This window comes from Psychroserpens jangbogonensis (assembly GCF_000797465.1).
GTDB lineage: Bacteria > Bacteroidota > Bacteroidia > Flavobacteriales > Flavobacteriaceae > Psychroserpens > Psychroserpens jangbogonensis.
This window is the reverse complement of sequence record NZ_JSWG01000001.1, coordinates 121,830-146,682: the sequence shown is the minus strand read 5'-3', so window position 1 is coordinate 146,682 and position 24,853 is coordinate 121,830. Positions and strand designations below refer to the sequence as shown.

At 32.6% G+C, this 24,853-nt stretch carries 23 protein-coding genes; 7 read left to right on the top strand and 16 right to left on the bottom strand.

Features of this window, described 5'->3' with window-relative positions; all coding sequences use genetic code 11:
- The first annotated feature begins 131 nt into the window (after nucleotides 1-131).
- Nucleotides 132-635, top strand: a complete 504-nt coding sequence (locus RH81_RS00710; RefSeq protein WP_033956224.1) for a hypothetical protein — start codon at nucleotides 132-134, stop codon at nucleotides 633-635.
- A gap of 4 nt (nucleotides 636-639) precedes the next feature.
- On the opposite strand, the gene RH81_RS00705 is transcribed toward RH81_RS00710, so the two are convergent.
- Nucleotides 640-1,350: a DUF4197 domain-containing protein gene (locus tag RH81_RS00705; RefSeq protein WP_033956221.1), complete on the bottom strand. Its 711-nt coding sequence runs from the start codon at nucleotides 1,348-1,350 to the stop codon at nucleotides 640-642.
- A gap of 141 nt (nucleotides 1,351-1,491) precedes the next feature.
- Here RH81_RS00705 and RH81_RS00700 point away from each other — a divergent pair, with 141 nt between their 5' ends.
- Nucleotides 1,492-2,604 (top strand): TlpA family protein disulfide reductase, encoded by a 1,113-nt coding sequence (locus tag RH81_RS00700; protein WP_033956217.1) that lies wholly within the window; start codon nucleotides 1,492-1,494, stop codon nucleotides 2,602-2,604.
- 37 nt (nucleotides 2,605-2,641) lie between these two features.
- Here the strand turns inward: RH81_RS00700 and RH81_RS00695 are convergent, their stop codons facing one another.
- Nucleotides 2,642-3,742, bottom strand: a complete 1,101-nt coding sequence (locus RH81_RS00695; RefSeq protein ID WP_033956213.1) for an OmpA family protein — start codon at nucleotides 3,740-3,742, stop codon at nucleotides 2,642-2,644.
- 212 nt (nucleotides 3,743-3,954) lie between these two features.
- Here RH81_RS00695 and RH81_RS00690 point away from each other — a divergent pair, with 212 nt between their 5' ends.
- Entirely contained in the window at nucleotides 3,955-7,365 is a 3,411-nt protein-coding gene (locus RH81_RS00690) for a methylmalonyl-CoA mutase family protein (RefSeq protein ID WP_033956210.1), read from the top strand.
- Nucleotides 7,366-7,368: 3 nt separating this feature from the next.
- Nucleotides 7,369-7,836 (top strand): OsmC family protein, encoded by a 468-nt coding sequence (locus tag RH81_RS00685; protein WP_033956207.1) that lies wholly within the window; start codon nucleotides 7,369-7,371, stop codon nucleotides 7,834-7,836.
- Nucleotides 7,837-7,841: 5 nt separating this feature from the next.
- Here the strand turns inward: RH81_RS00685 and RH81_RS00680 are convergent, their stop codons facing one another.
- Entirely contained in the window at nucleotides 7,842-8,237 is a 396-nt protein-coding gene (locus RH81_RS00680) for a PLC family EF-hand domain-containing protein (protein WP_033956204.1), read from the bottom strand.
- 115 nt (nucleotides 8,238-8,352) lie between these two features.
- Here RH81_RS00680 and RH81_RS00675 point away from each other — a divergent pair, with 115 nt between their 5' ends.
- Entirely contained in the window at nucleotides 8,353-8,796 is a 444-nt protein-coding gene (locus tag RH81_RS00675; RefSeq protein ID WP_033956202.1) for an Lrp/AsnC family transcriptional regulator, read from the top strand.
- 1 nt (nucleotide 8,797) lies between these two features.
- Here the strand turns inward: RH81_RS00675 and RH81_RS00670 are convergent, their stop codons facing one another.
- The 3 genes from RH81_RS00670 to RH81_RS00660 are packed head-to-tail and all read right to left on the bottom strand — an operon-like array spanning nucleotide 8,798 to nucleotide 11,146.
- Nucleotides 8,798-9,559, bottom strand: coding sequence for a DJ-1/PfpI family protein (locus RH81_RS00670; RefSeq protein WP_033956199.1), 762 nt, complete (start codon nucleotides 9,557-9,559; stop codon nucleotides 8,798-8,800).
- Between the two features lies 1 nt (nucleotide 9,560).
- Nucleotides 9,561-9,938 carry a VOC family protein gene (locus RH81_RS00665; RefSeq protein WP_033956196.1) on the bottom strand — a complete coding sequence of 126 codons (378 nt, stop codon included), beginning with the start codon at nucleotides 9,936-9,938 and terminating at the stop codon, nucleotides 9,561-9,563.
- Nucleotides 9,935-11,146, bottom strand: coding sequence for an MDR family MFS transporter (locus RH81_RS00660; RefSeq protein ID WP_033956193.1), 1,212 nt, complete (start codon nucleotides 11,144-11,146; stop codon nucleotides 9,935-9,937). The genes RH81_RS00665 and RH81_RS00660 overlap by 4 nt, the downstream gene beginning before the upstream one ends.
- Before the next feature lie 228 nt (nucleotides 11,147-11,374).
- Between RH81_RS00660 and RH81_RS00655 the strand changes: the two genes are divergently transcribed.
- Complete coding sequence (locus RH81_RS00655; RefSeq protein ID WP_033956173.1) at nucleotides 11,375-11,977, top strand: DUF1684 domain-containing protein; 603 nt, start codon at nucleotides 11,375-11,377, stop codon at nucleotides 11,975-11,977.
- 4 nt (nucleotides 11,978-11,981) lie between these two features.
- Here the strand turns inward: RH81_RS00655 and crcB are convergent, their stop codons facing one another.
- From crcB to RH81_RS00615, 8 genes are all read right to left on the bottom strand, one after another.
- Nucleotides 11,982-12,350 (bottom strand): fluoride efflux transporter CrcB, encoded by a 369-nt coding sequence (gene crcB / locus RH81_RS00650; RefSeq protein WP_033956157.1) that lies wholly within the window; start codon nucleotides 12,348-12,350, stop codon nucleotides 11,982-11,984.
- The gene (locus RH81_RS00645; RefSeq protein ID WP_033956152.1) at nucleotides 12,350-13,369 is read right to left on the bottom strand and encodes an SRPBCC family protein; all 1,020 of its coding nucleotides are present in this window, start codon (nucleotides 13,367-13,369) and stop codon (nucleotides 12,350-12,352) included. The genes crcB and RH81_RS00645 overlap by 1 nt, the downstream gene beginning before the upstream one ends.
- A 296-nt stretch (nucleotides 13,370-13,665) precedes the next feature.
- Nucleotides 13,666-16,467: a T9SS type A sorting domain-containing protein gene (locus RH81_RS16220; protein WP_052172350.1), complete on the bottom strand. Its 2,802-nt coding sequence runs from the start codon at nucleotides 16,465-16,467 to the stop codon at nucleotides 13,666-13,668.
- A gap of 189 nt (nucleotides 16,468-16,656) precedes the next feature.
- The gene (locus RH81_RS00635) at nucleotides 16,657-17,502 is read right to left on the bottom strand and encodes a phosphatase PAP2 family protein (protein WP_052172349.1); all 846 of its coding nucleotides are present in this window, start codon (nucleotides 17,500-17,502) and stop codon (nucleotides 16,657-16,659) included.
- A gap of 49 nt (nucleotides 17,503-17,551) precedes the next feature.
- On the bottom strand, nucleotides 17,552-18,574 hold the full coding sequence (locus RH81_RS00630) for a DUF481 domain-containing protein (protein WP_052172348.1): 1,023 nt from the start codon (nucleotides 18,572-18,574) through the stop codon (nucleotides 17,552-17,554).
- Nucleotides 18,575-18,585: 11 nt separating this feature from the next.
- Nucleotides 18,586-19,317 (bottom strand): DUF3575 domain-containing protein, encoded by a 732-nt coding sequence (locus RH81_RS00625; RefSeq protein WP_033956148.1) that lies wholly within the window; start codon nucleotides 19,315-19,317, stop codon nucleotides 18,586-18,588.
- A gap of 130 nt (nucleotides 19,318-19,447) precedes the next feature.
- Nucleotides 19,448-20,386: a transporter gene (locus tag RH81_RS00620; RefSeq protein WP_241478940.1), complete on the bottom strand. Its 939-nt coding sequence runs from the start codon at nucleotides 20,384-20,386 to the stop codon at nucleotides 19,448-19,450.
- Between the two features lie 8 nt (nucleotides 20,387-20,394).
- Entirely contained in the window at nucleotides 20,395-21,447 is a 1,053-nt protein-coding gene (locus RH81_RS00615) for an AI-2E family transporter (protein WP_033956145.1), read from the bottom strand.
- Between the two features lie 392 nt (nucleotides 21,448-21,839).
- Here RH81_RS00615 and RH81_RS00610 point away from each other — a divergent pair, with 392 nt between their 5' ends.
- Nucleotides 21,840-23,009, top strand: a complete 1,170-nt coding sequence (locus RH81_RS00610) for a hypothetical protein (protein ID WP_193788475.1) — start codon at nucleotides 21,840-21,842, stop codon at nucleotides 23,007-23,009.
- A gap of 80 nt (nucleotides 23,010-23,089) precedes the next feature.
- Here RH81_RS00610 and RH81_RS00605 read toward each other — a convergent pair whose 3' ends face one another.
- The gene (locus RH81_RS00605; protein ID WP_033956144.1) at nucleotides 23,090-23,578 is read right to left on the bottom strand and encodes a YybH family protein; all 489 of its coding nucleotides are present in this window, start codon (nucleotides 23,576-23,578) and stop codon (nucleotides 23,090-23,092) included.
- A gap of 356 nt (nucleotides 23,579-23,934) precedes the next feature.
- The gene (locus RH81_RS00600) at nucleotides 23,935-24,621 is read right to left on the bottom strand and encodes a hypothetical protein (RefSeq protein ID WP_033956143.1); all 687 of its coding nucleotides are present in this window, start codon (nucleotides 24,619-24,621) and stop codon (nucleotides 23,935-23,937) included.
- Between the last annotated feature and the right edge of the window lie 232 nt (nucleotides 24,622-24,853).

The following is a 24,853-nucleotide window of genomic DNA, read 5'->3' as shown; positions in this document are numbered from 1 at the left end:
GGGTGAAGATATATCCCTTTGTTAACTATTACAAAGATGTTTCATAGTTAGTAGACTAATGTTATGTTAATATTAGCTTTACATTAAGAATGATTTTTTAGCTTTAGTGAACAACGATAAATCACTCACTAATGAAAACACTTTTACTTTCAATAGCAATTCTTTGTTCTTTAAATTTTTATGCGCAAACAAAACCCTGTAATTGCTGTATAGAAAAGCATGCAGAATTTGATTTCTGGGAAGGTGATTGGACAGTCACAAATCCTGATGGTTCAGCTGCAGGTACTAATACTATTTTAAAAATTCAAGACAATTGTATTCTTCAAGAAAATTGGACAAGTGCTAAGGGAAACTTTACTGGCACTAGCAATAACTTTTATAACTCTAAAGCCAAGCAATGGGAACAAATCTGGGTAGATAATCAAGGTCAGAGTTTGCATCTTAAAGGAAACAAGATTGGAAACCAAATGATTTTGCAAACAGATGAAGAGAAAAACAAAGATGGTGATCCATATTTTCATCGTGTGACTTGGACGTTAAATGAAGACGGATCTGTTCGTCAATATTGGGAAACAATAACTAATGAAAAAGACTTGACAGTAGCCTTTGACGGTTTGTATAAAAAAATGGAATGATGTTTTAATCTTGCAATGCAAATACTTTGCGAAGTAAATCTGTAGTTCTAGAAGATACTTTTGTACGAATCTCTTTTTCTTCAACAGCAATCATTGTATAGACACCTTTTAAAGCTTCACCAGTTACATAGTCTGTTAGATCTGGATTTACATTATTTGTAAATGGAATAGCATTGTACTTATTAATAAGATTAGCCCAAATTTGATCAGCTCCTACCTTACTAAAACTATTATTAATAACAGGCTTAAATTTATTGTAAAGTTCCGTTTGTGTTTTACTTGTTAAGTATTGTGTTGCTGCATTATCAGTTCCTAATAGAATGTTTTTTGCATCATTAAAAGTTATATCCTTTACTGCATTTACGAAAATGGGTGTCGCTTCTTTTACAGCATCTTCTGCAGCTCTATTTAATACTTTAAGACCTTCATCAGCTAAATTATCTAAACCTATATCACGTAAGCCTTTATCAACTTTTTGTAATTCTTCAGGTAATAAGATTTTAACCAATTCATTTTTAAAAAAACCATCCTTTTGAGTCAGCTTACTGACCTGTTTGTCAATTCCTAAATCTAACGCTTGTCTTAATCCTGATGCCATATCTGCATTACTCAATATTGTCCCAGTTTGTTGTGGCAATTGGTCAACAATACTTTGTAGCTCTCCACAAGAAGTTAGACTAAAAATAAGGACAAAGGCTAATAATTTACGTAACATGATTTAAGGTTTTATTGAGTAGCAAATATAATTGTTTTACATTTTTTATAGTAATTATTGGAATCAATCCTAAAATTATTTTGGTAAAACACTATTTTAGCACAATAGTTGTTAATATATAGGTAGTTATAAAACAAATAGATGAATTTAGTTAAGTATTTCATAGTCATATTTTTTGTAAACCTTCCGTTTCTAGGGAACAGTCAAATTCGTTTTTCTGAAACAATCCAAAGCTCAAAATTGGCAACAGATACTCAAGCATCCCTTTTTTTTGTAGATTTTTGGGCAACATGGTGTGGTCCATGTGTTTATGCTTCGGAATATTTGGGTGTTTTGCAAAAACAATATCCTGATCGTTTTTATGTGGTTTCTCTAAGTCAAGAAAACCCTGAAATTGTGAAACGATTCTTAAAAAGGAAACCTACAGACTTAGCAGTTTCTATAGATTATAAAGGTGAAACATTTAAAGCTAATAATACAAGAACATTGCCTTATGGGTTATTATTAAATTCCAATGGAACCGTTTTATGGAAAGGGAGTCCAACAGATTTTAAGAAAGCAGATCTAGAGCATTTTTTAAAACAAAATTCAAAACAAAAAGAAGTCAATAAAGTATTAAAAGTTCAAAAAATAAAAGAAGAAGTTTTTAAAGCAGATTATATACCATCTGCAGATTTTGAGATAAAACGAATAAAAAACGAAAGTTTTGAGACTATAGTTACGAGTTCTATTGGAGATTATATTATTTACAAAGGTGATTTAAAAAGTATCATAGCTAAAGAAAAGAGGATATTAGAAAGCCAACTTCAAGTTGCTCCAGAATTGAACAAAACGTATAAGGTTTATATTAAAAAAGGGAGTAACGGATTATTTTCAATACTTGACGAATTAAAATTAGACTTATTTCATTCGGAAACTCAAGGAGATGTCATATTACTAGATATATCTAATATGAATTACTGGGACACTCAACAAATAGATTGGGGGAAAAATACAGCTGAATATTTAATAGATGATTCTCAAATACAAGGTGACAATGTAACCTTTGAAGATGTAATGTTTCAATTGGCCTCTGTATTAAATTTACCTGTAGTTACTAAAGGAGCTGATGCGGATACTGAAAAGCATGATTGGCAAATACATCATAGATTTTATAACTTGATGCAAACTGATCTGGAAGACACTTATGGTATTAAAGCCAGCAAGGATAAAGGCAGTTTTAAAACATATACAATAAGAAAAAAGACACCTTAAAGGTGCCTTTTTTTATTATGTATTTAGAAATTGTATTCTAGTTATTTAGAATTCTAAATTCTGTACGTCTGTTTCTTCTGTGTTGCTCATCTGCACATTCAACACCATTTGCACAACGGTTAGTTAATCTAGACTCACCATATCCTTTTGCAGATAAACGGCTTCTAGAAACTCCTTTTGATACTAAGTAGTTTACTACTGAATTAGCACGTTGTTGAGATAAAGACATGTTGTAATCATCATTTCCTCTTGCATCTGTATGAGCCATAATCTCAATATTTACTGGTTGATCTTTTAAGATAGGTAATAATGTTTCATCAATAGTTCTTTTAGAAGCTGGAGTTAAACGAGCACTTGCAGTTTCATAAAAAATTGGAATAATAGTTGGGTCTAAAAGTGCACATTCAACTTCTTCCCAAGTAGTGATACCTCCTTTTTTATCTAAAATAGTTCTAGTTACAGTTTCAGATCTTGCAGCAATTGTATTACTAGTTGTAGATGCAGGAATATCAACAACTTGACGTGTAATAGTTTTGTATTCTGCAGGAATATCAACCTTGTCCATACGTGCTGGAGTTTTAATTACTCTTTTCTTGTATAGTGAACTTCTTTCAGGAACAGAATTACTTGCAGTAGAAGCATCTGTAGCTAAAGTCGTGAAAGGTACATCTCTCATAGTTGAAGGATATTCAACAAAACAAGCAGCAACACAATCATCTTTGTTTACAGAAGGGCAATCTTCAAGAATTTTGTATTCCCAACCTGAAGTTGCAGGATAAGTTTCAAATGTTCTTGAATCTCTACCAAATGTAGCAGGAATAACACTTAAATCAGTACGACCTTGTTTTCCAATGTAAGATACATCTACTGTTTCATAAGTCGCTGGAGTATAAGAATACTTCTCAGTTGCTTCTTTAACTAATACAGTTTCCTCTACAGTTTTGTATGTCGCTGGTACAACTTGTAACGTTGAATATGCAGGATAAACTTGTAAAGTTTCTGTTACTTCTTTAAACGTATCTTTTGTAATACATTTTACATAACATTTTCCAGGTTCTGGATTTGTTGGAAGCCCTTGAGCTTGTGCGTAACCTACACTTAATAATAAGCATAGCGTGAAAAATAATTTTTGTTTCATAATTTCAAAATATATATGGTTATTTAATGGTTATATCGAACTATAAAATTCGAACCCCTAAGTTTAAGACACCCGTAAAGTATTTAAAGTCACATTTTTTTTTAACATTTTATTTTAAAACACATAATTAACCCTTAAACAATTCTAAATAATAGATGTCTTTTTTTGAAAATTCCGTAAATTCGTACCCTATAAAACACATAATTTTACGAATGAAGCAAGTCGCACCATATAACCCGAAATATAAAGTTAGAATTGTAACTGCAGCATCTCTTTTTGATGGTCATGATGCCTCTATAAATATTATGCGTAGAATCATTCAGGCTACTGGTGTTGAAGTGATTCACTTAGGTCATGATAGAAGTGTTGAAGAAGTCGTAAACACCGCAATTCAAGAAGATGTCAATGCCATTTGTTTAACCTCGTATCAAGGTGGTCATAATGAGTATTTTAAATATATGCGCGACCTTTTAGTAGAAAAAGGAGCAAGTCATATTAAAATCTTCGGAGGTGGAGGCGGCGTAATTCTTCCGTCAGAAATTAAAGAACTGATGGATTATGGTATTGCTCGAATCTACTCTCCAGATGATGGAAGAGAGATGGGATTGCAAGGTATGATTAACGATTTAGTTAAACAGTCAGATTTTGCAATTGGTGATGTCTTAAATGGTGAAATTGATAACCTTCCAAATAAAAACCCAAAAGCTATTGCTCGTGTTATTTCTTCTGCAGAGAACTTTCCAGAAGTAGCAAAGGAAACTTTAGATAAAATACATTCTAAGAATAAAGATTCAAAAACACCAGTTCTCGGAATTACAGGAACAGGAGGCGCAGGGAAATCTAGCTTAGTAGATGAGTTAGTTCGTCGTTTCTTAATTGATTTTCCTGAAAAGACAATTGGTATTGTTTCTGTAGATCCTTCAAAACGAAAAACTGGAGGAGCGCTTTTAGGTGATAGAATTCGTATGAATGCTATTAATTCTCCTAGAGTATACATGAGAAGTTTGGCAACACGTCAATCTAATTTGGCTTTGTCTAAATATGTAAACGAAGCTGTTCAAGTTTTAAAGGCTGCTGAATTTGATTTAATCATATTAGAAACATCAGGTATCGGACAATCTGATACTGAAATTATAGAACACAGCGATGTGTCGCTTTATGTAATGACTCCAGAATTTGGAGCTGCAACACAATTGGAAAAAATCGACATGCTTGATTTTGCCGATTTAGTGTCTATAAATAAATTTGATAAAAGAGGATCACTAGATGCTTTACGTGATGTGAAAAAGCAGTACATGCGTAATAATCATCTTTGGGACACACATCAAGATGATTTGCCAGTATTTGGAACAATCGCATCTCAGTTTAACGATCCAGGAATGAATACGCTTTACAAAGCGATAATGGATAAACTTGTAGAGAAAACAGATACCGATTTAAAATCGACATTTGAAATTTCAGATGAAATGAGTGAGAAAATCTTTGTGATTCCTCCTGCGAGAACGCGTTACTTATCTGAAATTGCAGAAAGTAATCGTGCTTACGATAAAACGGCAAATGAACAAGTTGAAGTTGCTCAACGACTATACGGAATATATAAAACGATCCAATCTGTTGTTGGTAGTGCACCACAATTAGATAAAGCTGGAATCGATTCTACATCTGTTGAATCTATAGAAAACAAAGACTTCATTAAATTACTTGTTGGAGAATTTGATAGAGTAAAACTTAATTTGGATCCATATAATTGGGAAGTCATTACAGGTTGGGACGATAAGGTAAACAAATACAAAAATCCGATTTATTCATTTAAAGTTCGTGATAAAGAAATAAAAATAGAAACGCATACGGAATCGCTTTCGCATTCTCAAATTCCTAAAGTAGCTTTACCAAAGTATCAGGCTTGGGGAGATATTTTACGATGGACCTTACAAGAGAATGTACCAGGAGAATTTCCGTATACATCAGGATTGTATCCATTTAAACGAACAGGTGAAGATCCAGCACGTATGTTTGCAGGTGAAGGTGGACCAGAACGTACTAATCGTCGTTTCCATTATGTGAGTATGGGATTACCTGCAAAACGTTTGTCTACTGCCTTTGATAGTGTAACACTTTATGGGAATGATCCAGATCACAGACCAGATATCTACGGAAAAATTGGTAATGCAGGTGTGTCAATTTGTTGTTTAGATGATGCTAAGAAGTTATATTCTGGTTTCAATTTAGCAGATGTAATGACGTCTGTAAGCATGACTATTAATGGTCCAGCACCAATGTTGTTAGGTTTCTTTATGAATGCAGCAATCGATCAGCAATGTGAGATTTATATTAAAGAAAATGGACTTGAAAAAGAGGTCGAAGCTAAAATAGCTAAACTCTATAAAGATAATGTTCGTCCTTCTTATAATGGGAAATTACCTGAAGGTAATAATGGATTAGGATTAATGCTTCTTGGAGTAACTGGTGATCAAGTGTTGCCGGCTGATGTTTATGCTGATATTAAGATTAAAACTATTGCTCAAGTAAGAGGAACGGTTCAAGCCGATATTTTAAAAGAAGATCAGGCTCAAAATACTTGTATTTTCTCTACAGAATTCGCACTGCGATTAATGGGAGATGTACAAGAGTATTTCATTGAAAATAACGTTCGTAATTTCTATTCGGTATCAATTTCAGGATATCATATTGCTGAAGCTGGAGCGAATCCAATTTCACAATTAGCGTTCACATTATCAAATGGGTTTACTTATGTAGAGTATTATCTTTCTAGAGGAATGGACATCAATAAATTTGGTCCAAACTTATCCTTCTTTTTCTCAAATGGAATTGATCCAGAATATGCAGTAATAGGACGTGTCGCAAGAAAAATTTGGTCAAAGGCTTTGAAAAATAAGTATGGTGCAAATTCACGAGCGCAGATGTTGAAATATCATATTCAGACTTCAGGAAGAAGTTTACACGCTCAGGAAATCGATTTTAATGATATTCGTACAACGCTTCAAGCGTTATACGCTATATATGATAATTGCAATTCGTTGCATACAAATGCATATGATGAGGCAATTACAACACCTACTGAAGAGTCTGTGCGTCGCGCAATGGCAATTCAACTAATTATCAATAAGGAGTTAGGTTTAAATAAAAATGAAAATCCAATCCAAGGATCATTCATTATTGAAGAGTTAACCGATTTAGTGGAAGAAGCTGTTTTATTAGAATTTGATCGTATTACAGAACGTGGTGGTGTTTTAGGAGCTATGGAAACGATGTATCAACGTTCTAAAATTCAAGAAGAAAGTTTGTACTATGAAACTTTAAAACATAATGGAGAGTTTCCTATTATTGGTGTAAATACCTTTTTAAGTAGTACAGGATCTCCAACGGTTTTACCAGCGGAAGTTATTCGAGCAACGGAAGAAGAAAAGCAATTCCAAATTAAGACATTAGAGAATCTTCACAAAGCGAATGATAGTAAATCGTTATTAAATGACTTACAGCATAGAGCTATTAATAATGAAAATATCTTTGAAGCGTTAATGGATGTTTGTAAAGTCTGTTCTCTTGGAGAAATCACTTCAGCTTTATTTGAGGTAGGAGGTCAGTACAGAAGAAACATGTAGTTCATGTTTAAAAAAGAATTCAAAGTTCAGGCAAAATGGTCAGCTAAAGATGCTTTAGAGGTTTCCGTAAACGAGAAAACTCATCAAGTTTTTATTGATAAAAAAGCACCTTTAACTATTTCTGCTGCCAAAGCCTTTAAAGGCGATGAATCTAAACATAATCCTGAAGATTTATTACTAAGCGCATTGTCGTCCTGCCATATGATGTCTTATTTTTATGTATGTCAGCAAAACGGAATAAATTTAGTGGACTACACAGATAATGCTGTTGGTGTTTTAGAATTGAATTCTGATGGCAGTGGAGCTTTTACATCTGTCATGCTTAATCTTGTTATTACAATATCACAAGAACACAAGAAAGATAAAGCCATTAGTCTTCATAAAGAAGCCAATAATTTATGCTTTATAGCTAACTCTTGTAATTTTCCAATTGAACACAACGTTGTAATTAAGATTGCTAACGTAGAATAATGAAACTACAAGGTCATCATCCAACTACGCTTTAAACGTTTAAATTTCTTTAATTCATTTTGAAGAATAGGTAAGTAGTCTTTACCGTTACTATTGCAATGTTGTAAACGGTTGCAATTGAGATGTAATCGATGTGTCAATCGTTCAATTGAATCTAAATGTTTGTGTTTGTTTTCTGAAAAGCGTTCTGCTTGGGCTTTTTCAATTTCTGGAGCTAAAGATTCAGATTGTTGAATGATATCTCCAGAAAAGTAAATATCAAGATCTTCAGTACCATCAGATCTTAAATACGATAGATCTTGACCAATGTACGTCGAAATATTTCTTGATAATACAAGAATGTCCATAGCCTTTTGATATATAGGCAGTTCAGATAAATGTGATGGGATATTATAATTCATTTTTCAATAGCAATGGTAACAAAATTAGTGACAAGTGTTGAAATTTTACTTTAGATATTAAAGTAAAATCGTATATTTGATTTAATTATTAATGTATATTTTAAAAATTCTTTAAATGAATATTGATAGCCTAAATTGGAAGATTTTGAAATTCTTGCAAACCAATGCGCGTCTATCTAATGCCGAAATTGGTCGTCAGGTTGGAATAAGTTCACCTGCAGTTTCTGAACGCATTAAAAAGATGGAAGATGCTGGAGTTATACAGAATTATAACACTCTCGTGAGTCCGTTTGAAGTTGGCTACCAACTAAAAGCACTAATTACGTTACGCGCTTTTATGGGAATGCTTAAGCCTTTTTTGGCAAAGGTAAAAACCTATAATGAAGTGATTAATTGTTATCGAATAACTGGTAACGAGAATATTGTGATGGAAGTGGTTTTAAAAGACCAAAAACACTTAGAAGCATTCATTGATCAATTGATTGTTTACGGAGAAACCAAAACTCAAATTGTGCTATCTCACGTTATTAAACACAATGAGGTAAAGCAATTAAAATAAATTACTTTTCAATAATAAGGTGAGGAACATCTTCTAATTTCCAATCAATCACCAAGCCACCTGCTAAACTTTCAGCGATGTCTTTACCATAAAGAAATTCACATAAGTATAAAGCGGCTTCAAACGATTTTGCACCTCCTGCTGAGGTGATATATTTTCCGTCGTGAACAAATAGCACATCCTTTCTAATATCTAGTTTTGGGAAACGTTCTCTCATGGTATCAATATCACTTGGAAATGTTGTTGACACCGAATTATTAAGCAATCCTGCTTGTGCTAAAACGAAAGCACCATCACAATGAGACGTTATAAATTGCGCTTCAGTATCTACTTGTTTAACAAAATTGATCATCGCTTCATCTTCTAAATCAGTATCTAAATGATGTTCAGCGCTTGGGACAACTAGAATATCAATATTTGGTAAGTCGTCCTTTAGATAATTAAAATCGGGAACAATTCGCATACCTTCAAATGTTACTATTGGATCATCTGTATTGGCTACTGTAAATACATTCATTGGTTTGATACTATCTCTAAAAATAGTGTGTTGAAAAATATCAAAAGGCGCTGTTAATTCAGTATTAAAAACACCATCCATTATCAAGAATGCGACATTATACCTATTAGGTTCAAGCTTAGGGAATTCTTTCTCGTCCTGTTGAACTTGTTTTTGGATCTCACTATTAGAGTTCTCTTTCTTCTCTTTGTTAGTATTACAACTTACAAAAGTTAGTATCGTGAATAATAAAAAGATATGTTTCATTTTAGTCTATTCGCCAAGGCGGATTTGTTCTGTTTTTTCCTGCTTTGTATAAAATGATATGGTTGCCGTCTAAGTCATTTAAATGAGCTTCACGCCACAACCAATCTTTATCTTCAGCTTCAGAAGTAAATATAATTCCTTTTTGTTGAAGGCTAGTGACTAATTCATCAAGATTGTCATCTTCAAAATAAATTTTAAGCCCATTTCCAACAGGTAAGCCTTCTACTTTATGGATAGAGAAAGTAGAATTTCCGTCAGGACATTCAAACCGAACATATCTTGGTAAGGCATTTACAATCAGTTTCAGTCCTAAAGTTTTATAAAACGCTGTTGCTTTTTCAACATTTAAAGATGGTATGGTAATTTGATTTAGATTCATGTTAGATTATTTTTTGAAGCAAGCATTTTTCTTAAGTACATTAATAGTAATACACCTATAAATCCTAAGCCTATCATAATATACCAAGTGTTATTGTATCCAAAACTATCTACCAATCTAAGACCAACGTTATGACCAAAAACATGAGCAATTGAAAATGACATCACATACATTGATAAATATTGACCTTGTTTTCCTTTTTTAGCGCGATCCATTGCAAACGCATTAGAGAAAGGAAAAGCAATCATTTCTCCTACAGTCATAAATAACATGCCTACGAGCAGTATGCCAATCCAACTAGTTAAGTTAAGAACATAAAAACTTAAAACAGTTAGGAATAATCCAAATAGCATTAAACTTACTTTTTTAAAGCGGCTATCTTCTAACCATTTGATCAGCGGCATTTCTAAAACAAAAATAAAGAATCCGTTAAGGCCTAAAAGCAATCCGATTTCAAGTTCTGTTAAGCCATGGATTTCTTTGTAATATAAAGGCATAGTAGAAAAGTATTGTAAAAATATGATTCCAAAAATAAGCATGGCAGCAAAAAACACCCAAAATGGTTTGTCTTTAAAAACCGAAACAGGATTTTCAACAATTATATCATCAATAGGTTTCGCAACTCTTGGGTTTAGCACTTTCATTAATAGTAACGTCGCTAGAATACAAGTAATACCATCCATCCAAAACAATCCTGAATAGCCTATTGTAGTGATAATTAAACCACCAATAGCAGGTCCAGCAGAGAATCCTAGATTAATTGCGAGACGAACAAGTGTAACAGATCGTGTTTTGTTTTCAGGCTTGCTATACACACTCATAGCAACGAACATTGCTGGTCTGAACGTGTCAGCAACAAGCATAACTAAAAAGATTCCAATACATAAACCTGCAAAAGTATCTAAGAACTGTAATGCAATAAATAAAACACCAGTACTTAGTAAGCTTCTAACCATAACTTTGTAATAGCCAATCTTATCAGTAAGCTTTCCACCGATCCAAGTTCCAACTACAGAACCCAAACCAAAGCAACTCATTATCCAGCTTACATTTTTAAGAGAGAACTCTAAATCGTCGGTGAGGTACAAAGACAGAAAAGGAATGACCATAGTTCCTGATCTATTAATAAAAGTCATAAGAGCCAACCACCAAACTTCTTTGGAAAGGCCTTTAAACGTATCGATATAGTTGTAAAATAGTGTTTTCATTTTGGTTGTTGTATAAATATAAAAAGTCCGACGATATCGTCGGACTTTTTATGATTGATTGGTTATATATTTATATTATCATAGCATATAGCAAGTCCGACTCTTTAAATAAGAGGTTTGTCTTTTTGTATAGGTTACGACGCAATTTTGCATGGTTTGTTTTTTAATTACAGTCAAATCTATGAAAAATATGTTTAAGTTGTATTTTTGAATTAGAAAACTAAAAACATGAAGTCTTTTTTATTAGGAGTAGTATTGGTATTTGCATTAAGTTGTGCGCAGGATAAAAAACCTGTTTTAGGAGAAACTGAATTTCAGCGTGAGATGAATTCGGAATATAAAGATGCGACGAGTTCTCCATTAAAAGATAAAGACAGAAAGCATTTTGAAGGTCTTGACTTTTTTAAGTTTGATTCTACTTATGTGGTAAAAGCAAATTTAAAGCGAACTCCAGACACAGAATGGTTTGATATGAAAACGACAACAAGTCGTGTATCTCCTGAACGTATTTATGGAATCTTGACTTTTGAACTCAAAGGACAAACCTATACCTTAAATGTATATCAAGGCAAAGATCTTATGGAAAAGGAAGGTTTAGCAGATTATCTATTTCTTCCATTTATTGATGAAACAAATGGTGAGGAAAGTTATGGAGGCGGACGCTATATTGATTTGAGAATACCAGAAGGTGATACTATTGAGATTGACTTCAATAAAGCGTATAATCCCTATTGCGCTTATAATGATAAATATTCTTGTCCGATAGTTCCAAGAGGTAATTATCTAGCTTTAAATGTTAGAGCAGGAGTGAAGGCGTTTGATAAACATTAAACGGTTATTTCACTAAATACATTCCGAAGAAAACTGCCAAAAATCCCACAATAAAACTAGCTATGGTGTAAATAGCAAAAGAGGTGAAATCTCCTGACTTTAAAAAGATATGGTTTTCATAAGCAAAGGTTGAAAACGTTGTAAAGCCACCACAAAACCCTGTAGCAAGTAATAGTGTTTGGTTAGAAGTTAAAGAGTCGTTTTTTGCAGCCATCCCTAAAATAATTCCTATTAAAAGGCTCCCAATAATATTGGCAGCAAATGTTCCGTATGGAATCCCATTTTGAGAATTATTTAGAAATTTTCCAAAGATAAACCGAAGCACGCTCCCAAAACCTCCACCAATAAAAACTAGTAATAATTGTTTGACCATTAGTTAACAGCAATAAAGATTTCGGTTATCCAATCTGCTGGATTAGGATGACTATTTGGATCGGTTAAATAAGATTCAATCATTGGTCCAGTTACTGATTGTTCTAAATTATTAGTTTTAATATAAGTCATGGTTTTTTCCCAAGCTTCCTGGAGATTATCATAATCGCCTTTAAGTACTGTTTTAACAGTTCTAAATGGTTCTAGTTGTCCAGTAATTATATCAGCTTCTGTTGCTACTATTTTTGAAGTTGTTGGTATGCAACAAGAAAACATTACAGCATCGTTTTCTGGATCCCATTTATGATAAATTACAAAAGGTTTACCAGCCATAGTTATATTGTTTACCATTGCGTAAGCACCAACTTTTGGTAACATCTCTTGCATTTTTTCTTTGAAATCAGACATCTTGCAAGACGTTGTGTTATAGAGATAAAAGCCACCACTATGTTGTGTTGTACCTTCGATGTTAACGCTGTATTTTTTCATGTCTGCAATTAAAATACTATCTAGTTTCTCTAAACCTCTTTCAAAATGAGGTCCGATTTGTTTTTCCATTCCTCCCATTAAGGTTGAAAACATCTTGAAACCAAATGGTAAATCATTACCTGATATATTCCATGAGACTTCTGTAGAACCATCACTGTTAGGTTTTAAATTCCAAGTAATATCAGATTTAGGAAAGTCACCAAACTGCATCTCTTGACTAATTGATGTCATTGGCTTAGTATCAATAGTTTTCATAGTTCCTACACCATCTTCATCTTTCCAAGAATATGAACCTCCAATGCCATTAGTTTGATCGGCTAAAGTGATTATTATTTCTGGTTTTTCTTCAACCCAAGATGACCAAGCTTCCCAGTTTTTGAAATCAATAATGTTTTCATAAACTACAGCCACAGGTGCTTTTATGGTTCTTGATCGTTTAACTTCAAAGGAATTTGGCTGAACAGCAATATAAATAGCTAAGCCTATGATGAGAATTAGAATTAAAAATAAAATGTACTTAAACGCTTTCATCTTCAGATTATTTGATTGATTATTGATTGTATAATCAAAGATAATCATTTTTAGATGATATCATTGGAGCCTTAGATTTTGCTCTTCTATACTTTTATATAGACTAGTGCTTGTATTTATTAATACTAAATTTTAGTAAAATTAAATTGATTATAATTAGCGAAATAAAAATAGTTATGATAGTCATGATTGTATGTTGTTTAACATCTTTAAAAACCGATATATGTCATCACATTGGCCAATAAAAAATCCCCAATTAAGGGGGTTTTTTAAGACAGTTAAATAAAACTCACTATTTATTGTTTTATAAATCGTTTCGTTGTTTGTACAGCATCACTACTTACAGAAATGAGATACATACCAGCAGATAGATTGTCTATAGCAATTGCCGTAATCTCAGATGTTAGTTGTTTCTCGTATAATAATTTGCCATTTAGATCAAATACTTTTGCAACAGTATCATTTCCTAATTTGGTTTTTATAGAAATCCAATCATTAGCAGGATTTGGATAGATACCAAAACCGTCATTTTCAAAACCTGCTGTATTCAAACTATCATCAACTATTACTGTAATGTTTGCTCTAACAATAACCAAATCTGGTAGTGTAGTATTTGTGATTTCACAAAAGTAAACTCCGCTATCGGCTATTTGTGCATTTACAATGGTGTAGGTGTCGGCAATTGCGCCACTAATAGCCACATTATCTTTGTACCATTGAAATTGGTTGCTTGATGCTGTATCCTGGCCATCACGATCAATGGTTGCATCATTAATATCTAAAATAATATCTGCACCTGGAGGAGACATGATTTCTTCTTCTTGATCCAAAGTACGTTGAGGCGAATAAAATATGTTTTCAAAAGCGACTCCATTATTTATAAAAGGTTCTAGGTCACTAAAATCGAAATAGTTATTTGTTAAATCGAAATTCGCGTTTTCTGGCTCACTGATTCCGGACCAATCAGGTAAAGTTCCCGAAAAATCATTGTTTGCTATTCCAAATAATAAAATCGATGATAGGTTTCCAAGTTCAGAAGGCAGAGTTCCTGAAAGGCCGTTATTTGAAATATCAAAGGATACTAGCTCATCTAAACTGCCTATACTTGTTGGTATGTTTCCATCAAGTTGATTGTCATTAAGAAACATTTGAAACATCAGTGGTGCATTACCAAATCCTACTGGGATGTTGCCACTAAATTGATTGTTTTGTAAATACACGTATTCTAAATTAATAAGATTAGTGACAGAGGCTGGAATTTCTCCAGACATGCCATTTTGTTGAAATCTAAGCCATTTTAAATCAGTCAAATTGCCAATAGTTGATGGAATTGATCCTGTAAGGTTAGGGTTAACACTCATTCTAATTTCTTTTAAATGAATAAGATCACCAATTTCGTCTGGTAATTGTCCATTTAGATTTTGAAAATTTAATAGAAGCACTACTACCTGTCCGCCAAAAGTTTCAACTCCTTTCCAATCATCTACATGAGCTGTGCTTAACCAATTTTCATTATTGTCCCAATTGGCGCCATCGAGACTGTTATAAATTGCAATTAATGCGTCGCGTTCTGACTGAGATACAGGAACTCTCAATTTGATGTTATTTCTTCTAAGGGTTAAATCAGGTATCAATGGACTTGTTACTAAGCAAGTATATGTGAAAATATCATCTATTTGTAAGCTAGGAATAATATAATCTGAATTTGTTGCTCCAGGTATTAATTCATCGTCAGGTGAAAACGTTGTTCCAGCTTTATACCATTGGTAGGATAAATTTGTTCCTGTAGTTGTTGTGGTAAAGGTATATTCTTGACCAATTATGGGATCGTCAATAATGATTTCTTCATTAATATTCTTTTGATTTGAATACACAAAACTTGTTAATGTTGAGTTAACGGCTAAATTAGGTTCTAAATCACTAAAAGCGAATCGATTCCCAAAAACATCAAAGATTTCAAGGTTTGTTAAAGCAGTAAGATCTGGTATCTCACCAGTTAATTCATTGTTTTGAAAAACAAAACTTTCTAAAAAAGGTAAGTCAAAAATTGAATTAGGTATGTTTCCACTTACTCCAACATTACCTAGTCCCATTGATGCAACATGACCATTTTCAATTGTAATTCCTGCCCATTCTGATAAAGGTGCTGAGGTATCCCAGTTGGTATTAATAGCCCAATTTGGTCCATCAGTTGCATTGTAAAAATCAATCAACGCTTGTCGCTCACCTGGAGTGCCATCTTCAGGAATGGTAACAGAAAATTTCGATAACTCACCTGGAGCATCTCTACTGACTAAGACATAATAGCTTTGACCACTTGTAATTCCTATGGTTGGTTGCGTGTCAAAAGAACAATTAGAATTAATTGTTAATTCCGAATCTGATGTTGCATTAAGGTTTGCTGCGGTATAAACAATAACAAATGCATTACCTGTAACTGGGCCACCAAATTGAGGGAATAGGAAAAAAGTAACATTACCATCGGTTGTTGCTGTGAATTTATAATACACATTGCTGAAACCTCCTAATTCGCAGCCAACTTGACCACCAGGATTTGCAACTGCTAAATCTAGACGTATGTTTTCATCATAAAAGGTTGAAGTCATTTCAATGGCGTTTTCAATGCTGTCATTTGATGGTCCTAAAGCAACTTGTATTCTAGAAAACGCATTGGCATCACTTCTATGTACTTGCAAATAATAAGACTGACCTGCAGTTACTGTTGCAGCACCTGAACTTGCAAGGGCACAGTCGGAAGCCAGATTAAGTAATGACTCATCTGTTTGATTCAAATCTGCTGCAGTATAAAAAACAACAAAACTTTGGGTGATAGGAGTGTTAATCATATCTGTAAGCGTAGCATTAACTCTAGCATCACTAGTAGCAGTAAATTTATAATATACTTTAGTAAAGGTGCCAGTTCCACATCCTCCTGGTTCTACACCAGTAGTAGTAGCCAAATCTAATCGTATGTTTTCTTCACTATAATTTGAAGGGTCAATTAGAATGGCATTTTCAATTAAATCATTTGCGGGAACTTGAGAAAAAGCAAGAAAGGTTAATAATAGGGCAGTCAAACTAAGTAATAATTTCTTCATAATTAATTGGTTTTTAAAATGTTGAATTAATAGCTGTAATAAATGTAGGAAATATATTTTACAAAAAAAATACCCAATAAAGGGTATTTTAGATTTTCGTACACGTATTCCTTTGGAATAGTAGATTTTAACTCTGTTATGATTGTTTTAGAAAAGCTTTAAAAGTTCTTTAATTTTAATGGACTAACATTAAAACTGATATGCAAGTCTTAATCCATGGTATTCACCTGTTACTGGTAATAGACTTAAATTTTCATCTTCAAATAATTTATTTTTATGAAGAAGTGGTACTAGAATTCCAGATGCTGCTCCAACAAGACCTCCAACAATAACATCAGAGGGGAAATGCTGTCCTGCTTGAACTCGAAAGTATCCTGTAAAGTATGTGGCTAAAGCTGCACCACCATAAACTATCCATTTGGATGAAGAATCTGGATGATAGTCTGCATAAACTTGTGCCAAGAAAAAGGTTGACGTAGCAACTAATGCCGTATGACCTGAGTAAAACGAATTTTTAGCACCTCCTTTTGTTCTCTCAGACAATGACAAATTTTGGTTATACGTAAATGGTCTTAATCGATCATTTAGTTGCTGTGATGTACTATAAGCAGCACCAGTAATGGACATGGCTTCTACATATAATAAAGAAAGTTTCCAATAGTCTTTTCTCATTGAATCGTCAAAAGCAAATACTACAAGCGGTAACGGAATTGCAGCTTTAAAGAAAACATCGCTAGCTCTTTTTGCATCTTCGTTATAATTTCCAGCAGCACGACGATCAAACTTATTAACTTCATTTGCATCAAGTGCTAATATGGATTCCTCAGAAGACCTGTCTTTTGAATAGATTTGAGTAAAATTAAAGATTGAAATTCCTGCTGCTAAACTTGTAATTGGGATATCTATTTTGTTATTGTAATTATATACTTGTGGCTTATCTTTTTTTAGTTTGGTAGAGTCAGCTTGTGCATTTAAGTTTAATGCACAAAGGAAACCAAGAATAGTGGTTAAGATTAAGTTCATTTTGTTTTTCATATGGTATAGTTTTAATGGTCTTAAATATTATTTATGTATTACATCTTTCTTAGTCAAAGCTCCATCCAAAGCCACTAGTGAAAATATAATCAACCTCATTACCTATAGAAACAGGTTGATTATCGTAATTAATTGTAAACCCCAATTTAATATAGAAATCAAGAGGTAAATCATACTTGAGGTCTATATCATAATCGGTCCTGATTCTTCCCTTTTCTGATAAACTTGGAGAAAAATTAATATTAGAATCCAGGCTTATGTCTTCAAAATCAAACATACTAAAAGATCCTCTAATAAAAGCTTCTGATGAGGTTTTATTAAAAGATGAATCCAAATAGTTTTCAATGTTGTAGGCGTACCCAACACTCAGACCAAGATATAAATTATTGGTGATAATTAGAAATTTCCCAGCTCCAATACTAGGGCTTAGTCTTCCTTCTATCTCTTGTTCGGTATTTGCCAGAAAGGATACTTCTCCTATCAAATACAGCGAACTAGGGAGTAAACGATAAAATTCTAATTTTGCATCGTTACGTTTAGTGGTTTCTGCATCATCCTGTTTAGAATTCAATAAACTCATCGAACCTTTTACTAACCATAATTCATCAACGTAATTAAGATTGCCACCAATGTTGTACTGTTCAAAAGAATTGGCCTTAGAAAGACTAAAACTTAAATCTATAGCTCCTGTAAACCTATTCCAGAAATTATCCTTTATCTCTTCTAGAGCAACGATCTCTTCTAGCTTAAATTTTTCTTTAGTTCCATCTTCTAAGGTAATGACAGCTTGTCCATCTACATTGGTGCTTAATTTTCCAAATCGTCGTCTACCATTTGTCAAGATTACTAAGCATTTTCTTTGAATAACTATTGATTCAATTTTATTAAACTCTATCCTAAAATCCTTATCGCTATAGGAGGTCTCCATAATCAAAATGCCTTTTGAAAATGATTTTATTTCACCGACTAAAACATTATCATTTTTTAATTGAATTGTATCGTTTTGAGCGTTAACAATACACGTTAATAATAGGAAGAATGAAAATAGATATGTATTTATGGTGGTGTTCAAATTCGAAATAATTATAAAGAAAATCCTAAAGTAATACCATATCTAAATGATGGTATTGTAAAACGTGTTGTTCCATTTGTTGATGAAAATCTGAAATCACCATTTAATTCATCAAAAAAGCTGTATTTTTCTAAGGCTTCATTAAAGTCTTCATAAAAGGATTCAGGTAAATCTGTTGTGTTTTTAAAAGAATAATTATGAAATCCAGCTCCTGGTCCAGCAATTAAAAAATCTATAGAAAACCGCTTTCCTATAGGAAGCTTGTAACCAATCATAAATCCTACCGACGTAACGTTAATTTCGCCCTCAAAAGCCACAAGAAATGTTTGGTCTGCATCGTCTGTATAGGTACCATTTATATCAGATTTAAAATTAGAATACTTTAAGTACGCCCCAAAATAAAAACCATCCATACTATATTGTTGTGTTTTACTTACATAATACTTTACCTCTGGTATAATTTTAAATCCAGAATAAAAAATATCACTTGTTTTTATGTGTTCTGTGTCTAAACCGGACAAGCGAATAAGACCGTCTTCTCCTCGGAGACCTAAACCTAAACCAACTGATATATGTTTACCAAGTAGACGTTCATACTTTAATTGTAGTGTGCCATCAATTAAATCACTTGCTACGATGCTTATTTGGTTTTTATATTGCTCTTGTTCTTCAATTTCTTGAGCACTAGTATTAAAGGATCCTAGAAAAAGGATAACCAGACAAAATAGTTTTATTAAATTCATAATTATTAGTTTTAATTATTTAAAATAAACTCTCAAAAAATCATTCTTAAAATTAACTCTTTTAATTACAGATATAAAGTAAAATTAATTTTTTATTTTTAATTTTTCTCAAAAATGTGTAATGCTAAATCTACATTCTGGTCGACCAAGAAAGTAAAATTGAATTCAAATTTGCTCCTATATCATTAAGAGTTTCAGTACGAATATATGATAGTTTTATAGCCTGCTTTTTAGATAAAGCAAATCCAAAGGAAGTTGCACCTAAAATATCTGACCGATCATCATTATTAGGTTCATTATTTACAAAAGATTCTCCTGTTAATCCGTATCCAAAACTTAAAGACACCCACATTTTAGATTTAAAACTTCTGATCAAATGTGTTTGTGCAGCAAACACAGCATTTTGTTTTCTGGTTTTGCCATTCGAGAAATCTTCATTTTTTGTATATAAAAAAACAGACCCAGATAATTCATAGGACCAATTTTTCCAATGGTGTAGCATTCCTATTTGTGGGCGGAAAACAAATCTATTTTGGCCTAAATTAAGTAGCTTATCATCAAAATACTGTCCCAATGGTAATGTGATAGCTAATGAAGCACCAAATGAAGTTCGTTTAGGATTTGTTTTTAAAAATTCTATCATTTCTTTAGGTTTCATTGCAGACATACCAATGAAATTTAAAGAAATCCGTATTCTTGGATCAGCAATACCATTGCGATTAACAGTTGTAGAAACTCCATTTAATAGACCTTCCCAACGCGCAATACTATAAGGTATCATTACATCTAGACGTGCCGATTTGCTTCCAATTTTAAAAGGTTTAATGTACTGAACTATAAACGAATTACTAGTAAATTTAGCATCTTGAACTTGTAGTAGAGGGTCAAAAAATATTTTTCCATTTGTATGGACATATCCAACTCCTAAAATATCAGTGCCTAATGGAATGTTTGACCATCTTCTAGGTTCAATATCTTGTGCGAAACAAGAACTGCCCAGTAGCATAAGAAACCCAAAAAGAGCTAAGATTCTTCTAAAAGTCAAAATAAATGTTCTAATCTTTTTCAATAGTATTTTTATAGGTTAATTTTTTTATCAGGACTCGTTACCCAATATATGTATATTCTATGCATTACAGCTAAAACTATTGCGCCTACAAAAAGACCAATTATTCCATGCAAAAGCATACCTCCAATTGTCCCAATTAAAATAATAATCATAGGAGTTTGCAATCCTTTCCCAAGAAGTAATGGTTTTAGAACGTTATCTGCTAGACCCACTAAAACACAGTAAATCGCAAAAATTATAGCGGGAGTTGGGTCTGAAGTAGAAAAAGCAATAATTATTGCAGGTATCATAGTTAATATGGCAGGTATTTGAACAATTGCTGTAATTAAAACAACCAATGCAAAAATACCAGCTGCTGGTAAACCGATGGCTTTAAACCCAATAAATGCAAGAAATGCTTGTATAAGAGCAACCAGTAAAATACCTTTTACAACACTCCGAATGGTGTCTCTTGACATATTAATGATTTCTTCGGATTGGTCACCTAATAGCTTTTGCATAAGCTGTTTAGATATCTTATATCCAGAATCGGAATGATACATAAATAGAACTGCAATAAGAAAAGAGATAATAAAGGTTATTAAAGACCCTATAAATCCACCAATATTAGTAATCAAGCCACTACCTTTTTCTAAAATAAGATCTTCATGTAACACAGCGTATTCACGAGCATTTGTAGCAAGATCGTCCCATTCTTTATATAGAGGTTCTCCAATCAATGGCCAATCTTTAATTGAGTCTTCTGGTTGCGGAATTTGTAAAGAATGATTTTGGATTTGATTAATAGTTACTTTGGTGTTTTCTACAATAGATCCAATCATAAAGTACAACGGGATAAACAAAATAATTGAACCAAATAATGTGAATAATGAGACACCTGTTTTTCTGTTTTTGCCGAATTTTTTCATCCATTTTTCAAACAGTGGATACAATGCTACGGCAAGTATAATAGCCCATAGAATAGCTAATAAAAAAGGACGTACAATAAAAAAGCACCAGGTAACCATCAGTAATAAAACGATGATTTTTAAAATTTCTGTAATCGAAATGTTTTTATTCATTCTTTAAACCTTATTTAATTAACCCTTAATTCATTATCGTGAATTTTAGCCACGTCGACGAGCAGTGCCACCACTAAGACTACCTCTGGTACTACTTCTATTGGAATTATAATTTCTATGATTCGCATAGCCAAAAATAGTGTATGGAAAAAAGCAAAATACAAATACCGTATAATTTTACATCAAAGTGCCTTGATATAAAGTAGAAGTTAATTAATTATATCTCAAAATTAATGAGATATAATTAGAATTCCCATATATTTGAGAAATAAATAATAATTTTGAATTTTTATTATTTTATGAATGTTTACGATTAATACGACGTACAATAATTCAGGCGAAAACAAAATTTCACTCTTCGATTGTTTTAAGGAGAAAATTAAAATAATGTTATGAAAAATAGATTATTATCAATTTTACTACTAGCAATAAGTTTAATTAGTTTGTCAGCTTTTTCTCAAACAGAGAATGAAATGCCTCTGTTAGGTTTGCCAGGTGATGATCTAGATCTTTATGCGGTATTGAACGTTTTTCAGCAGTCAAAGACCATTGAGGCTTTTGAAAAGTCGTTAAATGATGAAAAAGCTGGAATTGTCAATTTAGACCTAAATAATGATGGTAAAGTTGATTTCATAAAAGTTGTAACTGAAAAAGATGGAGATGATTTCTTATTTATTCTTCAGGACGCAATAAGTGAAAAAGAAAATCAGGACGTTGCAGTAATTACGGTATCAAAAGATACTGCTGGTAAAGTTACCATGCAGATTATTGGAGATAAGGAATTATATGGAAAAGATTATGTTATTGAACCCCGTACTGAAGCTACAGAGGCAGTGACATCTAATCCAGCTTATGTAGGAGACGATCCAGTCACTGTAAATGTAGAAGCAACTACAAAGGTTGTGGTCGTTCAAACGGCTCCTGTAGTTCAATATGTCTATTCACCTGCATACATTCCTTATTACCCTCCTTATTATTATGGATACTACCCTGTTTACTGGAATCCTTGGGCTGTAATAAGTATTGGTGTTTATCATCATCATCATTATCATCATCATCATGGTTATCATGGAGGTTATGGTCATACAACTGTCAATATTCATAACCACAATAGCTATAACAATTACAATTCTACCAGAAGAAACACCTCTAATACTGTAAATAGAAATATTAATAATGGTAATTTCAGAACGTCAGGTCAAAGAGGATCTCGTCCTTCGGCTTCGCGGGCCAGAAATGGTTCAAATAGAACGTCTACAAATAGAGCAAATACTAATAGAACGTCTACAAATAGAGGAAATACAAACAGAACTTCAACTAATAGAGGAAATACAAACAGAACTTCAACTAATAGAGGAAATACAAACAGAACTTCAACTAATAGAGGAAATACAAACAGAACCAATAATAACAGAGCATCTACAAGTAGAGGGTCAACATCTAGGCCATCCGCTTCAAGGTCAATGGGATCATCACGTTCATCTTCAAGTACGAGTCGTGCAACCCGTACAAATTCGAGTCGAGCAAGCTCAAGTAGAACCGCAGGTAGAAGAAGACGCTAATTTTCGTATTTATTTACTGAAAAAAGAGGAGCCCATTTTCATTTGAAAATGGGCTCCTCTTTTAATATTGATTTATAGCTCTAATCAATAGGCATATCAGAGGCACTCATATCTCTAAGACAGACATATTGTCCGTCTCTTTTTTCAAAAAGGCTCATATAATTCCCTGTATTAATTGCAGTATTAGTAGAATCAACTACTGTATAATATCCTATTTCCAATACTTGAACTCCATCTTTGGATGGAAATACTTCAGTGGTTGTGATTGAAATTTTGTTTTTATTATTTACTGCTATATCTCTTTTAAAAAAATCATACCTCTCTTTCTTGCCTCTTACTGGAGCCATGTTTTGATAAAAAGTAACTGCGTCATCAGCATAATACCCAATCTTCTTAAGTTCACCACTATTTAATAATTCAGCAAATTGATTCTCCCTAGCTTGAATATCGATTTTTACCTGTTCTTTATCTACAACTATAGACGTTGATTTTTCTTCATTCGTATTACAAGAAGTCATTAATAAAACTAGACTACCAAATACTATCCCTTTTACAAACTTGTTTTTCATATTTATCCTTTTTTTCAAAAAATCATTTTGTTAATATATCAAAAGTAATAATAAAATGCAATTTATTTACATCCAAAAATGTTTTTATCGAATGCTTCTTAAATAGATAAGTGAATTACGCCCTTTAAGTAGAATGCGTTTATACAATTATAATCTTTATTTGATATTTCTGTATGATTAATCATTAAACCTAGATCACTTTAATCAGTAGTATTAGAATCTAATGAAACTTCAATTTATCCTTTTATGGAGTTAAATTACGAACCAAAAAGATAGGCAAATTATAATTTAAAAAATCATGATTTGCCTATCTTTAGGTAATGTAAACTATAAAGAACTTTTTCATCAAAAAGGTTCTATTTTTTTTCAAGGCTTTTCATCATTTCTTCTACATACAGATCTGCCGTTTTATAGGCGTCTTTAGGATCGTCAATACTTGTTGTTACTACGGCAACAAGCTGGTCTTCAGACGGTTCATCAAGGTTGTAGACTACAGTTTCTAAAACATATTTTGTTTCAGTATATGTAGAACTTGAAGTCGGAATATATCCGCCAAATGAATTATAATAAGAACCATAAGCATAAGGGTAGGAGTAGTAATTATAAAATCCACCGTAATGATTTGGATAGTAGTTACCATAACTAGCGCCAACATAAATACCGCTATTTGATGTTCTTGTTATCGAACTTTTATCCTTGATAACTATTAGAATTATGGCGTTAAAACCTTCGCTATCCAACAAGCTTTTCATTAAAGCTACGCGCTCTTCAGACATTTCACGATTAGGATAAATTTGAGGAGCTTTGGAGTAACTTTCAGTAACTTTTAGTCCTCTTCCTCTAAGATCTTCAGCTAAAGCGTTTTCAAAAGCAATTCGTGCTTGATTATTTGAAGTTCTTGCAATTACAAGAACATTCTTTTCTTTGAATTTATTTATAACATCATCATTAGCTTTCCATGAATCTAATACTTTAGTACTAGAGCAATTTTGAAAAAAGATAAATGAGAAAGTTAAAAGGATTAAATAATTTTTGCTTTTCATGGTCAGTGTTTTAAAATAGTTGTCAATTTGTGAGTAACAAAGAACGGTTAATATAACTATATGAGAAAATATTTAGAATTTAATTTATGTAATTAACTCCAATAATTACTTAATTACAAACCAGTACTTTGAGAGTTGTGTAGGTTTTTATTTTTCTTCTTGAAACCCATAGCACTGATGATTTGATTTTATACTATTTAGTTCAAGTTATAATTCCGCCTTTAACTAAAAA